12 protein-coding genes are annotated in these 13,933 nt (G+C 74.7%); 5 read left to right on the plus strand and 7 right to left on the minus strand.

Annotation, left to right across the window (positions count from 1 at the left end; translation table 11 throughout):
* Positions 1 to 79: 79 nt before the first annotated feature.
* From OG295_RS03655 to OG295_RS03680, 6 genes are all read right to left on the minus strand, one after another.
* Entirely contained in the window at positions 80 to 850 is a 771-nt protein-coding gene (locus OG295_RS03655) for a metallophosphoesterase (RefSeq protein ID WP_371675516.1), read from the minus strand.
* 168 nt (positions 851 to 1,018) lie between these two features.
* Complete coding sequence (locus OG295_RS03660) at positions 1,019 to 2,449, minus strand: NAD(P)/FAD-dependent oxidoreductase (protein ID WP_371675517.1); 1,431 nt, start codon at positions 2,447 to 2,449, stop codon at positions 1,019 to 1,021.
* Positions 2,450 to 2,492: 43 nt separating this feature from the next.
* Positions 2,493 to 2,894, minus strand: a complete 402-nt coding sequence (locus OG295_RS03665) for a thioredoxin family protein (protein ID WP_371675518.1) — start codon at positions 2,892 to 2,894, stop codon at positions 2,493 to 2,495.
* Positions 2,895 to 2,975: 81 nt separating this feature from the next.
* Positions 2,976 to 4,415 (minus strand): aldehyde dehydrogenase family protein, encoded by a 1,440-nt coding sequence (locus OG295_RS03670; RefSeq protein ID WP_371675519.1) that lies wholly within the window; start codon positions 4,413 to 4,415, stop codon positions 2,976 to 2,978.
* A 151-nt stretch (positions 4,416 to 4,566) separates the two neighbouring features.
* Complete coding sequence (locus OG295_RS03675; RefSeq protein WP_371675520.1) at positions 4,567 to 5,766, minus strand: acetyl-CoA C-acyltransferase; 1,200 nt, start codon at positions 5,764 to 5,766, stop codon at positions 4,567 to 4,569.
* 191 nt (positions 5,767 to 5,957) lie between these two features.
* Complete coding sequence (locus OG295_RS03680) at positions 5,958 to 7,034, minus strand: LacI family DNA-binding transcriptional regulator (RefSeq protein ID WP_371675521.1); 1,077 nt, start codon at positions 7,032 to 7,034, stop codon at positions 5,958 to 5,960.
* A gap of 733 nt (positions 7,035 to 7,767) precedes the next feature.
* Between OG295_RS03680 and OG295_RS03685 the strand changes: the two genes are divergently transcribed.
* The 4 genes from OG295_RS03685 to OG295_RS03700 all read left to right on the plus strand — a co-directional run bounded on the left by OG295_RS03685 (position 7,768) and on the right by OG295_RS03700 (position 11,601).
* The gene (locus OG295_RS03685; protein WP_371675522.1) at positions 7,768 to 9,240 is read left to right on the plus strand and encodes an amidase; all 1,473 of its coding nucleotides are present in this window, start codon (positions 7,768 to 7,770) and stop codon (positions 9,238 to 9,240) included.
* Between the two features lie 73 nt (positions 9,241 to 9,313).
* Positions 9,314 to 9,742 (plus strand): ester cyclase, encoded by a 429-nt coding sequence (locus OG295_RS03690; protein ID WP_371675523.1) that lies wholly within the window; start codon positions 9,314 to 9,316, stop codon positions 9,740 to 9,742.
* Between the two features lie 140 nt (positions 9,743 to 9,882).
* Positions 9,883 to 10,227 carry a hypothetical protein gene (locus OG295_RS03695; protein ID WP_266846907.1) on the plus strand — a complete coding sequence of 115 codons (345 nt, stop codon included), beginning with the start codon at positions 9,883 to 9,885 and terminating at the stop codon, positions 10,225 to 10,227.
* A 96-nt stretch (positions 10,228 to 10,323) separates the two neighbouring features.
* On the plus strand, positions 10,324 to 11,601 hold the full coding sequence (locus OG295_RS03700; protein ID WP_371675524.1) for a pyroglutamyl peptidase: 1,278 nt from the start codon (positions 10,324 to 10,326) through the stop codon (positions 11,599 to 11,601).
* Here the strand turns inward: OG295_RS03700 and OG295_RS03705 are convergent.
* The gene (locus tag OG295_RS03705; RefSeq protein ID WP_371675525.1) at positions 11,585 to 13,078 is read right to left on the minus strand and encodes a cellulose binding domain-containing protein; all 1,494 of its coding nucleotides are present in this window, start codon (positions 13,076 to 13,078) and stop codon (positions 11,585 to 11,587) included. The genes OG295_RS03700 and OG295_RS03705 overlap by 17 nt on opposite strands.
* A gap of 324 nt (positions 13,079 to 13,402) precedes the next feature.
* On the opposite strand from OG295_RS03705, the gene OG295_RS03710 reads away from it, so the two are divergent.
* A complete protein-coding gene (locus tag OG295_RS03710; protein WP_371675526.1) occupies positions 13,403 to 13,867 on the plus strand; it encodes a type II toxin-antitoxin system PemK/MazF family toxin in 465 nt (154 codons plus the stop codon).
* The last annotated feature ends 66 nt before the right edge of the window (positions 13,868 to 13,933 follow it).

The following is a 13,933-nucleotide window of genomic DNA, read 5'->3' on the forward strand; positions in this document are numbered from 1 at the left end:
GCCGCCCCGCGCACCGCCGTCCCGCCGTTGCCGGAACCCCCGGCGACGGTGGGACGTGCCGTTGCGGCTACAGCCGCGGCTACGGCGCCGGCCTGTCGACGACCACCCGGTAGTGCGTCGTCAGCCGCCCGTCGTCGCCGATCACGTGGAAGGCGACCGCCGGCGGCTCGTCGAGGTGGACGTGGTGGTCGGGATCCGTCTGCACCTCCCAGGGCAGGCGCAGGGTGGACACCACCCCGGGCGCCACCAGCAGCGGGCGGCCCGCGAAGGTGGTCACGGCCGCCGTGTGGGCGTGCCCGCACAGGAAGGCGAGCAGGTGGGGGTGGCGCTCCGCGAGGGCCGCGAGCCGCTCCTCACCGAACTGCCTGATGTCGTCCACGTACGGGGTGTGCAGCGGGACCGGCGGATGGTGGAAGGCGACCAGCACCGGGACCTCGTGCGGGGTCCCGGCGAGGATGCCGTCGAGCCAGGCGAGCGTGGAGTCCTCCAGGTAACCGTGGTCCTTGCCGGGGACCGAGGAGTCGCACACGGCCAGGACGAAGCCCTCGCCGCGCAGCACCTGGTTCACGGGCTCCGCGGACGGTTCCTCCTGACCCAGCAGGACCCGGCGGAACGCGCCGCGCTCGTCGTGGTTGCCGGGGCAGACGACGGCCGGATGGCGGGAGGCGAGCGCCCTGCGGGCCTCCTCGTACTCGGCGTCCGTCCCGTGGTCGGCTATGTCGCCGCTCATCAGGACCGCGTCCAGGTCGTACGGGAGGGCGTCCAGGTACTCCAGTACGGCGCGGGTGCGCTCCGCTGCGCGGGTCCCGCCGTCGAGATGGACATCACTGAGCTGCGCGATCACGATCACGAACGGTGGCTCCTTCGTCGCCGGTGCGTGGCCGTCACCGGCGTCGCGCGTGACGGTCGGTCACGGCCCCGCCGGGGACGGCTCGTTCGGCCCATTCAACAGGGTGTGCGGGGAGCCCCCGCCCCCGCCCACCGGGTGCGGCCGCGCCCCACCGCCCGGGGCCCGCCGCTACCCCCGGTACGTCTCCAGCAGCCGAAGCCACACCTCGCTGATCGTCGGGAAGGACGGAACCGCGTGCCACAGCCGCCCGATCGGCACCTCGCCCACCACCGCGACGGTCGCCGCGTGTACCAGTTCGGCCGCGCCGGGCCCCACGAAGGTGGCGCCCAGGAGAACCTCCCGGTCGAGGTCGACGACCATCCGGGCCCGCCCCCGGTACCCGTCGGCATACAGGCCCGCGCCGGACACCCTGCCGAGGTCGTAGTCGACGGCGCGCACCCGGTGACCCGCCCGCTCCGCCTCGGCGAGGGTGAGGCCGACCGCGGCGGCCTCCGGGTCGGTGAACACCGCCTGGGGCAGGGCCTCGGTATCGGCGGTGGCGGCGTGCGCGCCCCAGCGGGCGGTGTCCGGGGCCGGCGATCCGGCCGCGCGGGCGGCGATGGCCGCGCCCGCGATCCGGGCCTGGTACTTGCCCTGGTGGGTGAGGAGCGCCCGGTGGTTGACGTCCCCGACGGCGTACAGCCAGTCGTGCCCGGGGACCCGGCAGCCGTCGTCGACACCGATCCAGCCGCCCGGGGTCAGCCCGACCGTGTCCAGCCCGATGTCCTCGGTCCGCGGCGCCCGCCCGGTGGCCATCAGCAGCTCGTCGCCCTCCAGGGTCTCGCCGCCCTCCAGCACCACGGTCACCGGCCCGGTCGGACCGTCCCGTACGACCGCCTCGACCGCCACCCCGGTGCGCACCACCGCGCCGGCCTCGGTCAGCGCCTCGACGACCAGCTCGCCCGCGAAGGGTTCCATCCTCGGCAGCAGCCCCGGCCCCCGGACGAGGACGGTCACCCGGGATCCGAGGGCCTGCCAGGCCGTGGCCATCTCGGCGGCCACCACGGAACCGCCCACGATCAGCAGCCGGCCGGGCACCTCCCGGGCGGAGGTCGCCTCACGGCTGGTCCACGGCCGGGCCCCGGCGATGCCGGGGAGGTCCGGGACCACGGCCCGGGTGCCGGTGGCGACGACCACGGCGTGCCGGGCGGCGAGCACGTGGTGCTCCCCCTCGGGACTGGTCACGGCGACCTTGCGGACCCCGTACAGGCGGCCGTGGCCCCGGTAGAGGTGGGCTCCGATGGAGTCCAGCCAGTCGAGCTGGCCGTCGTCCTTCCAGTCACCCGTCCAGTAGTCGCGGTGCGCGAACACCGCCTCCGCGTCGAGCGGCCCCCGGACCGCCCCGGCCAGGCCGGGCACCCGGCGCGCCTCCGACCGGGCGAGCGCCGGGCGCAGCAGGGCCTTGCTGGGGACGCAGGCCCAGTACGAGCACTCCCCGCCGACGAGTTCGCTCTCCACCAGCGCCGTGCTCAGCCCGGCGGCGCGGGTCCGGTCGACGATGTTCTCGCCGGCCGGGCCCCCACCGAGCACCACGACGTCGTACTCCACCGCTTCAGTCATGCGGTCCAGTGTCACCGCAGCGCGGGGGGCACGTCCCGCAAGGTCAGGCCTCCGGCGTGCCGGGGGCCCCGTCCGCGCCCCCGCCGGGGGCGGACTCGGCGATCTTCGCCCGGACCTCGTCCATGTCCAGGGCGCGGGCCTGCCCGATGAGGTCGGTCAGCGCCGCCTCGGGCAGCGCTCCGGGCTGCGCGAAGATGGCGACCTGGTCCCGGACGATCATCAGCGTCGGGATCGAGCTGATCTGGAAGGCCGCCGCCAGCTCCTGCTGCGCCTCGGTGTCCACCTTGGCGAAGACCAGGTCGGGGTTGGCCTCGGCGGCCTTTTCGTAGACCGGGGCGAACTGCAGGCAGGGGCGGCACCAGCCCGCCCAGAAGTCGATCAGCACGAACGGGTTCTCGCTGACCGTCCGGTCGAAGTTCTCCTTGGTGAGTTCGACTGTAGCCACGGTTTCCGGACCTCCTGATCGCAGTGTGTCCTGCTGGAACGATCGGCCGGCGCCCTGAATTCCGCCGGCGCGGCGGGGTCGCTAGAACGGGTGGGCCGGCGGGGTGGTGCGGGCCGTGGTCCAGCGCAGCTCGGTGAAGGCGTCGAGGTTGGCCTCGCCGCCGAAGCGGGCGCCCGTACCGGAGGCGCCGACCCCGCCGAAGGGGGCCACCGCCTCGTCGTTCACGGTCTGGTCGTTGACGTGGGCGATACCGGTCGGGATGCGTCCGGCCAGCTCCAGGCCGTGTCCCGCGTCGCGGGTGACGATGCCCAGGGAGAGTCCGTAGGGGCCCGCCGAGGCCAGCTCCACCGCTTCGTCCTCCGTCGCGAAGGACCGTACGGGTGCCACCGGACCGAAGACCTCCTCCGCGTAGGCGGGGGTGTCGTCGGCCACCCCCGCGAGCACGGTCGGCCGGTAGAACAGGTCCCGGTGGGTGCCGCCCGCGACCAGCTTGGCGCCCTGCTCCACGCTGGCCTCGACCAGGCCGTGGACCCGCTCCAGCTGGGTCCGGTCGAGCAGCGGGCCGAGGTGCACGGGCTCGCGGTACGGGTCGCCGACGGCCAGGGCCTCGGCGCGGGCGGCGAGCCGTTCCACGTACTCGTCGTAGAGCGAGGCGTGGACGAGGTGGCGTCCCGCGGTCATGCAGATCTGGCCCTGGTGGAAGAAGGAGCCCCAGGAGGCCTGAGCGACGGCGGCCTCGACGTCCGCGTCGGCGAGCACGACGAGCGCCGAGTTCCCGCCCAACTCCAGGTGGGCACGGGTGAGATGACGGCCCGCCAGTTCGCCGACGGAGCGCCCGGCGGCGGTGGAGCCGGTGAAGGACACGACCCGCACGCGCGGGTCGGCCACCACCGCGGAACCCGTCCGCGCCCCGCCGGGCAGGACGTGCAGCAGCCCGGCCGGCAGTCCGGCGGCCGCGAACACGGCGGCGAGGGCGAGGCCGCCGCAGACGGCGGTGCGGCGGTCCGGCTTGAGCAGGACCGCGTTGCCGAGCGCGAGCGCGGGCGCCACGGAGCGGATCGAGAGGATCAGCGGGGCGTTGAAGGGGGCGATCACCCCGACCACCCCCGCCGGCACCCGCCGGGTGAAGGAGAGCCGGGGCGCCTCACTGGGCAGCACCTGCCCGACCGGGCGGGAGGCCAGCGCGGCGGCCTCGTAGCACTCCTGGGCGGCGACGTGCAGCTCGAAGTCCGCCTTGCCGGGAATCGAACCCGACTCCCGGACCAGCCATTCCCGCAGTTCACCGGCGTGGGCCGTGAACAGGTCCCCGGCGCGGCGCAGCACGGCCGCGCGCTCCGGGTGGCCCGCCCGAGCCCAGTCGCGCTGGGCTGCGCGGGCCCGTACGGCGGCCTCCCCCACGTCGGCGGGCCCGGCGAGGTCGACGGTGGCGAGGGTACGGCCGGTCGCGGGTTCGACGACCGGGGCCGTGCCCCCGGTGAGGGTGGGTCCGTCCTGCCAGAGAGTCGGGTCGAGCAGTGGCATGACGCGGGGCCTCCGGATGGGGGTGGGCGGGGCGGGGGGCGGCAGCACGCGCCATCGTGCCAGACCGGGGGCACCACTTCTGTTCAGTTATTGGGCAGTTGACGGGATCCGGTGACCGGAAACGATCGACTCCCCCGGGGCGTGGGCGGGTTCAGCGCTCCAGGACCAGCGCGATGCCCTGCCCGACGCCGATGCACAGCGCCGCCATACCGGTACCCGAACCGGCCGCCGCCAGCTGGTGGGCGACCGAGCCCGCCAGCCGGGCGCCCGAGGCGCCGAGCGGGTGGCCGATGGCGAGGGCCCCGCCGCGCGGGTTCACCGTGGCCGGATCCAGCTCGGGCCAGGCCCCGAGACAGCCCAACGCCTGGGCCGCGAAGGCCTCGTTGAGCTCCAGGACGGACAGGTCGGCCAGTCGGCGGTCCGCCTTGGCGAGCGCCCGCGCGACGGCGTCGACCGGTCCGAGGCCGAAGAACTGCGGCTCGATGCCGGTGACGGCGGAGGCGCTGATCCGGGCCAGCGGCTCGCGTCCGGTGGCGGCCAGCCCCGCCTCGTCGGTGAGCAGCAGGGCGGCGGCCCCGTCGTTGAGCGGGGAGGCGTTGCCGGCGGTGACGGTGCCGGAGCCGTCGCCGCGGAAGGCGGGCTTGAGGCGTGCCAGGGACTCGGGGGTGGACCCCTCGCGGACGGACTCGTCGCGCACGAGGTCCACGCCCGGGTAGCCGACGACCTCGCCGTCGTAGAGCCCGGCGGCCCAGGCGTCCGCGGCCTTGCGGTGGCTCTCCAGGGCGAACAGGTCCTGTGCCTCGCGCGAGATGCCGTGCTTCTCCGCGATCAGCTCGGCACCCTCGCCGAGGGAACCGGTCCACTCGGGGGGCATGGCCGGGTTGGTCATCCGCCAGCCGAGGGTGGTCGACCACATCTGCTGGTGCCCGGCGGGGAAGGCGCGTTCGGGCTTCTGCACCACCCAGGGGGCGCGGGTCATCGACTCGACGCCGCCCGCGATGGCGACGGAGGCGTCACCGACCGCGATGGCGCGGGCGGCCTGGATGACGGCTTCGAGCCCCGATCCGCAGAGCCGGTTGACGGTCACGCCGGGCACCGTCACCGGCAGTCCGGCAAGCAGTACGGCCATGCGGGCCACGTCGCGGTTGTCCTCGCCGGCGCCGTTGGCGTCGCCGAAGACGACGTCGTCGATGCGGGACGGATCGAGGTCGGGCGTACGGTCCACCAGGGCGCGCACCACGTGCGCGGCCAGGTCGTCCGGCCGGATCCCGGCGAGGGCCCCGCCGAACTTGCCGATCGGGGTGCGGACGGCGTCGACGACGTACACGTCGCGGACGGTGCGGATGCTCATGGGGTCGCTCCTGGGCGGATCCGTACGGGCGGGCGGCGCGTTCGGTGCCGGTGTGGGCACCGGGACGCACCCCCGGGGCACGCCCGGTGGGGCGCGCCCGCAGTCTCCGCTCCCGCGTCGCCGCCTGTCAACGGCCCCCGGCCACCCCTCGGCCGCCGGGCCGGGGGGGGCGGCCGGGGGCGGGCCCGCCGTCAGGTGGATTCGCGGTGTACGGCCGTCGCGGACATCAGGTCGTGCCGCCCGGTGATCTCGGACGGCTCCCGCACCGCGCGGTCCACGAGCGAGGCCAGGTGGTCCCCGGTCGGCAGCTCGATCTGGACGGTGCTGAGCCGGGGGCGCAGCAGCCGCCCGATGAGCAGGTCGTCGGCGCCCATGACGGCGACGTCCCCGGGGACGTCCAGCCCCTCGTCCTGAAGGGCCCGCATCAGCAGCATCGCGTACTCGTCGTTGTACGCGAACACGGAGTCCAGGCCGAGCGAGCGCCAGCGGCCCGCCAGCTCCGCCGCGGACCGCTCCGTGTAGGCCATCGGCAGGACCTCGGTCCGCGCGCCCTCCACCGACCGGGCTCCGGCGAGCCGGGGTGCCGAGAACAGCTCCAGGCCTTCCTCCTCCGGGACGATCACGCCGATCCGGCTCCGGCCGCGTTCCACGAGGTGGGCGGCGGCCCGTGCCCCGACCTCCGCCTGGTCCATCACGAGGGCGTGGGCCCCCGGTACGCCGACCGGGCCCAGCGTTATCACCGCGCGCGCCCCGGCCCGCTTGAGGGTGGCGACGTTGCGCGCGGACAGGCTGATCTCCCCCAGCGAGATCACCGCGACGGGCCGCAGTTCGGCCCACGCCCGCGTCGCCTCGTCACCGCTCAGGCCGAGGCTGCCGTACTGGACCACCGTGTAGTCGAGACGGCGCAGGGCCCACTGGAGCTCGTTGAGGAAGGCGCTGTACATCGGGCCGACCGGGACGTGCGAGGCGGGCAGCAGGACGATGCGGGTGTGCCCGGCGCGCAGGCTGCGGGCGGCGGCGTGCGGGACGTAGCCCAGTTCCTCGGCGGCCTCGCGGACCTTGCGGCGCGTGGGCTCGCTGATGCGTACGGCTTCCGCGTTGTTCAGCACGTACGAGACCGTCGCGCGCGACACGCCGGCCAGGCGGGCGACATCGGCGCTGGTCGGGACGGGTGCGGGCGCCGGCTCGGGGGGCGGGGTGGCCGGGGCCCGGCGGCTGCGCGGCTTCGGCGAGCTCGGGGGGATCGGCGCGTTCGATGAGTGAGACATTGCCGAGGCATCCTTCCAGACCGATCACGTCCGGGGTCTGGCGGATGGCCGGAAACGGGTGCCAGACAGTGGTTACACGTTAATTGACACGTGTAACGCGCCCGCCGTCACCCCGGCACCCGGGCGTCACCCTCCCCGCTCCGCAGCCCCGTCGCGCCCCATCGCACCCCCGCCCTCGCGACGGGCGGCGCGCACCCCCTCCCCCGCTCACCCGCTCGCATTCCCTGCCCAGGAAGGCACCCTCGCCGCACATCGGCGTCGGCGGCATCCTGCTCGCCCTCCAGGTCGAGCATGTCGACCCGGTGCACAAGGTCTCCGACTTCGGCCTGATCGCGGGGGTCTCGGCGATCTTCGCGACGGTCTTCAACCCGGTCGCCGGCGCCCTGTCCGACCGCAGCGGACGGCGCAACGCCTGCATCCTCGGCGGCGGGCGCGCTGGCGGTACGGCCGATCCGCGGCGTCCGCTGACGGCTCCCCCGCCCACCCCTCCCCCCTCGTCTCCTCCCCGCCCACCTCCCTCCCTCCCTACCTTCGGGAAAGGCTCCACCGCGCAGCTGCGCACCCAGACCTGGGGCGAGGGCGACCGCCTCGCCCTCTGGGACGAGGCCACCGCGCTCGGCCTCACCGCACTGGCCGGCCGGGACGGAACACCCGATGACGCCGCCGGCGGTCCCTTCCGGATCGGGGCCGCGTCCCCTTACCGTCGGTACTACCGATCGGTAAGGGGGGTCCGATGGCGGGCTCGTTGCATGCGGCCAGTACGACAAGGACGTTGAGGGGGCACGCCCCACAAGGCCCCTCAGGTCTGCGGGAGATGGCCGAGGCGCTGGCCGAAGGAAGGGTCACGGCACGCCGGCTGACCGAGCGTTCTCTGGAGAGGATCACCGCGTCCCAAGGCTCGCTCAACGCCTTCCGGATCGTCCGGACCGAGGCGGCCCTCGCGGAGGCGGACGCGGCGGACGCGCGGCTGGCCCGCGGTGAGCGGCTGCCGCTGCTGGGCGTGCCGGTCGCGGTCAAGGACGACATGGACGTGGCCGGGGAACCCACCGCCTTCGGCTGCCCGGGGGACTTCCCGCCCAGGACCGCCGACAGCGAGGCGGTACGCCGCCTGCGCGCGGCCGGCGCCGTGATCGTGGGCAAGACCCAGACCCCGGAGCTGGGGCAGTGGCCGTTCACCGAGGGTCCGGCCTTCGGTGCGACCCGCAACCCGTGGAACCCGGCCCACACCCCCGGCGGTTCCTCGGGCGGCTCGGCCGCCGCCGTGGCCGCGGGGCTGGTGCCGGCCGCGCTCGGCTCCGACGGCGCGGGCTCGGTGCGGATCCCCGCGGCCTGGACCCACCTGGTGGGGGTCAAGCCACAGCGCGGGCGCATCTCCACCTGGCCCGAGCCCGAGTCCTTCCACGGCCTCACGGTCAACGGCGTGCTGGCCCGTACGGTGGCCGACGCCGCGCTGCTGCTGGACGCGGCCAGCGGACCCGCCCCGGGGGACCTCCACCGCCCGGCACCGTTCTCGGCGGTGGAGGCGGCCGGCCGGCCGCCGGGCCGGCTGCGGATCGCCCTGTCCTACGGGACGGCCTTCACCGCCTCGGCCACGCCCCTCGACCCCGTGGTCCGTGCGGCGGTGGAGCGGCTGGCCGGGCGGCTGGAGGCGCTGGGCCACGAGGTGATCCTCGAGGATCCGCGCTACGGCCCGGTCGGGCCCGCCTTCGTGCCGCGCGCGACGGCGGGCGTACGGGAGCTGGCGGCGCGGGTCCCGGACCCCGGGCTGCTGGATCCGCGCACCCACGGGGCGGCTCGTACGGGCCGCCTGCTGGGCGGGCTGGCGCTGCGGCTCTCACGGCGGGCCGAGGGACTGCTGCGCCGCCGGACCGGGGAGATCTTCGACCGCTTCGACGTGGTGCTGACCCCGACGACGGCCACCCCGCCCCTGCGGATCGGTGCTCTGGCCGGGCTGGGGGCGCTGGCCACGGACCGGTCGATGATCGCCGCGTGCCCGTACGCCTGGACGTGGAACGTGCTGGGCTGGCCGGGTGTCGGCGTCCCGGCGGGGTTCACCCCCGACGGACTTCCGCTGGGCGCACAGCTGTTGGGCCCGGCGGAGTCGGAGACGAGGCTGCTGGCGCTGGCGGCGCAGCTGGAGGCGGCCGAGGACTGGGCACGGCACTGGCCTCCAGGGAACGTTTGCCCGGAGTTGGGGCGTCCTTGAGCCGCCCCGGACAACCGCCCGCTTACGCTCGCGGCGACTTGAATTCGATCTTGTACTACGGGGGAGCGCCGCCATGGACACCGAGACCAACAAGCAGACCATGAAGGGTTTCTTCGAAGCCGTGAACGAGCGGCGGGCGGACGACCTCCCGCTCTTCATGGCGCCGGACGTCATCGACCACAACCAGATCATCCACGGCGAGCCCGACGAGCCGGGCGCGGCCTTCGACGGACTGCGTCAGCAGCTGGACGCCTTCGACCCGTTGACCGTCCGGGTCGAGGAACTGCTCGCCGAGGACGACCGCGTGGTCGCCCGGGTGGCCCAGCTCGGACGGCACACCGGGCGGCATCCGCGGATGCCCGAGCCCACGGGCCGCGAGTTCGAGGTCGAGGCCATCTGGCTGTTCACCCTGGCGGAGGGGAAGATCTCGCAGATCCGCGGGGTCAGCGACCGGCTGGGGCTCTTCATCCAACTGGGCTGGGACTGGCCCGAGGTCGGCTGATCCGGGCGGGCCACCGGGGCCACGGAGAAGAGCGCGACCGCATTATTCGGCCACCTGTCTCATTCGCATATGATTCGGCACGCCCGGCTCGCGGCGCGATCCGGACTTCTCCAACTCCTTGCAGAACAGGTGGCTTTGCCATGCCCAGAAACCTCAAGTTCGCCTCGGTCGCCCTGGCCGGCGTCCTGGCCGCGACCGGCCTGACGGCCGCGACCGCCTCGCCTGCCGCTGCCGCGCAGACCTGCCCCTGGCCGTACGTCTGCTTCCTCGACGGCAACGAGAACATCCTGACGATGTACAAGGACACCGGCTGGCAGCCCACCAGCGCCAAGACCCGCACCGCCCGCTGGGTGACCGACGCGCGCAACCAGGACTGCGCGTACCTGAAGTACGCCAGCGGCTACGTCGACCAGATCCGCCCCGGCCAGAGCTTCGGCCTCGGCTCCGGCGTCGTCGAGATCAACATCACCAACGGCTGCCCCTGATCCCGCGGGCCCCGCCTTCCCCGGCCACCGCGACCGTGGCCGGGGAAGGCCGGATCCCCCTCCCCTCCCGCGCGCCCCTGAGTAACGTCACGTCACATGATGTTCTTACGCCGCGCGGCCCTCGCCGCCGCCTTCCTCGGCGTCACCGCCGTCCTCCCGCCCGCCGCCGCGCACGCGGCCCCCTCCCCCGCCTGCCAGGACTCCCCGGCACCGGCCGCCGCCCCCGCACCGGACCCGGAGCAGGCCCGCCTCGCGGACCCGCGGACCGCCGCGTTCCCGGAGCGGGCCGGACTCGACTCCTTCGTACGGCGCTTCCCCGCCGCCCTGTGCACCACCCGCGACGCCGCCGGGGCGCAGCGCCTCCTCGACACGTGGGGCGAGGCGCTGTGGCAGGCCGCCGTGGACCGCGCCCAGGGACACCGGACCGGCGGTGACCTGCCCGCCGGCGACGACCGGCCGCTCTACTGGGCCAGGCTCGCGATGACCGTCCGGCTCGCGCGGTGGCAGCCGGAGTTCCCCGTCGACCGCGCGGCCCTGAAGTCCCGGTTCGAGGACGCCTCGCGCGGGCTCACCTCCAACGGGTTCCGTCCGGCCCCGGGCGTACGGCGGATCTTCGTCAGCGGCTTCGACCCCTTCGGGCTGGACGCCGAACTGCGCCGGGCCAATCCCTCCGGCTCGGCGGCGCTCCGGCTCAACGGCCGCCGGATCACCCTCGCGGACGGGACGACCGCCGAGGTCCGGGCCGTCGTCCTGCCCGTCCGCTACGCCGACTTCGACGCGGGCATCGTGGAGCGCGCCTACGGACCCCGGCTGGCGGCCGGCCCGCGCTCCGCCGACATGATCACCAGCATCAGCCAGGGTTACCCCGGGATCTTCACCCTGGAGGCCTGGGCGGGCCGGGCCCGTTCGGCGGACCCGTACCCGGACAACGCGGGCGCCCTCTCCGGCGGTACGTACGAGCACCCCGTCACGGCGCCCGGCCTCGGCCCGGGGGCGGAGTTCCTGCCCACCAGTCTGCCCACCGGGGCCATGACCGGTGTCCAGGCGCCCCATCCGGTCCGCCTGAACACCGCCGTCACGGAGATACCCGCCGGGCAGCAGGGACCGGTGGACCGGGCGGACGGACCGACCCCCGGATCGCGCGCCGTGGCGGGCGGAGGCGGCGGCTACCTCTCCAACGAGGTGGCCTACCGCTCCAACCGGCTCCGCCTGGAGCTGCGCCCGGACCTGCCCGGCGGCCACCTGCACACCCCGGTGCTCACGGGACTTCCCGCCGACCCCGGCCGGTTGACGGGGGCCGAGTTCGAGCGCAACGAGGACGCGATCACGCAGGAGGTGCTGGAGGTGCTGCGCGCCTCTAACGCAGGGCGCTGAACGCCTTGGTGAAGGCGAGGGGCTGCTGGAGGACCGAACTGCACGTGGCGTCGGCGTGGTTCACCGCTCCGGCCGCGCACTGCTTGTCGCGGGCCGCCGACCACATGGCCAGGCGCCCGATCCCCTTGGACGCCGCGAACTCGACGAGCCGCGTCGCGTCGGAGACCGAGAAGACCTCCGTCGCGACGTCGTTGACGCCGATCATCGGGGTGACGGCGACGGCCTTCCAGGCCGCCTGGTCGGAGAGCCCGAGCACGCCCTTGAGCTGGGCCTGGGTCGCGGTCGCGGCCTGGATCGCGTACTGGCCCATGTCCCCGCCGTACGCCGGTCCGTAGTCCATCGCCATGATGTTGACCGCGTCGATCCGCACGCCGTTCTTCCTGGCGTCCGCCAGCAGCGCCACGCCCGGCTGGGTCAGCCCCTCGGGCATCACGGGCAGGGTGAACGCCACGTCCAGGCCGGGGTGGGACTTCTGCAGCCGGGCTATGGCCTGGGCGCGGCGCGCGTTGGCGGCGGTGTCCGGCAGGGCGGCGCCCTCGATGTCGAAGTCGACCTTGGTGAGCCGGTACTGGTCGATGACCTTCCCGTACGCGGCCGCGAGGTCGTCGGCGCTCGCGCAGTTCAGGGCCAGTTCGCGTCCGGTGGCGCCGCCGAAGGACACGCGGACGTCGCCGCCCTTGGCACGCAGCGCGCCGATCTGCGCGGCCACCTTGTCGCTCGCCAGGTCGGTGACACCGCCCCACAGCGGGGAGCATCCGCCCCCCGAGGTGACGAAGGCGAGGTGGAACTCCTTCACGCCGGTCCGGGCCACGGTGTCGAGCAGGTCGTAGGCCGGGTAGAGGGAGGTGTCGACGTACGGGGCGAAGCGCGCGCCCGCGCCCGGGGCGGGCGCGGGGACGGTCGGGGTCGCGGTGGCGGTCGGGGTCGCGGTCGCCGTGGGGGCCGTGGTGGGGGTCCGGGTCGGAGCCGTCGGCACCGGGGTCGGGCCGCCGGTGGGGCCGCCCGTGGGCCGGCCGCTGGGCTGCGGGGTCGCGCCCTGGTCGACGGAGCACTTCACCCCGTTGATCAGGCACCCCGTCGGAGCGCCGGGGGCACCGGACCCGCTCGCGACGAAACCGACGGTGACGGCGGCCCCGGGGGCCAGGGTCCGGTTCCAGCTCGCGGGCTTCACGGTGACGCGCTGACCGGCGACCGTGTGGGTTCCGTTCCACAGGGAGTCGATCTTCGTGCCGGCGGGCAGGTCGAACTGCAGGGTCCAGTCCTCCCGGGCCCCGGCCGTGTTGTTGGTGACGACGTACTGCCCGGTGTAACCGCCGCTCCAGGAACTGGAGGTGGTGTACACCGCGCCGACCGAGGTGGCCTGCGCGGTCCCGGTGAACGCGAAGGCGGCGCCACCGATCACCGCCGCCGCCACGATCGCGCCCGTGATCTTCGCCTTGCCGCTGGTCGTACGGCGGTGACCGACTGTGCTGCCCATGGCGTGCCTGCCTCTGTGTTACCGGGGAGTTGGGGTGCGGCAGCACGCTAGCTTCACGGAATCGGACATTCCCCCCTTCCCGTCCACCGGCCGCGAACCTTAGGTTCCGCTTAAGGTGGCGGTAAGAGGGGGATGAGGAAACGGACTTCCGTGCGTACGTCACCGCGCGTCTGAAGCGAAACGTCCGCGCGGGTGCCGGTTCGGGCGGGGCCGGGGCCCGGCCCTCCACGGCCGGTGAGCAGGGGCTTCACCCTCGGCGGGGACACGTCCCGGCGCGGGACGGGCTGCGCGACAGGGGCCGCGAAACCCAGTAGCCTGCGCCGGATGACGGCTCTTTCGCATCACGGCAACAGTCACGTCGAACAGCCCGGCCGGGACGGCGACACCGCCACCGCCGAGGCCGATCCGCGCGCCATCGGCCCCGTGCGCACCGAGTACGCGCCCGATCCGGACGGGGATCCCGACCCCGGGGAGATCGTGTGGACCTGGGTCCCCTTCGAGGAGAACGACGGCCGCGGCAAGGACCGTCCGGTGCTCGTGGTCGCGCGGGAGGCGGGCGGGCACACGCTGCTCGCCGTCCAGCTCTCCAGCAAGCGGCACGACGCCGACCGCGAGTGGGTGGCGATCGGCTCGGGACCCTGGGACGGCGCGGGACGGGAGTCCTGGGTGGACCTGGACCGGGTGCTGCGGGTCCACGAGTCGGGCATGCGCCGCGAGGCGTGCGCGCTCGACCGCGGCCGCTTCCGGCTGGTGACCGACCGTCTGCGGGAGCGCTACGGCTGGCAGTAGTCCGGCACCCCGCGCACCCCGCGATCGGGGCCGTCCCCGCCGCCCCCGGGCCCGGAAGCACGGGCC

Origin of the sequence: Streptomyces sp. NBC_01276, from assembly GCF_041435355.1 — a bacterium.
Taxonomy (GTDB): Bacteria; Actinomycetota; Actinomycetes; order Streptomycetales; family Streptomycetaceae; genus Streptomyces.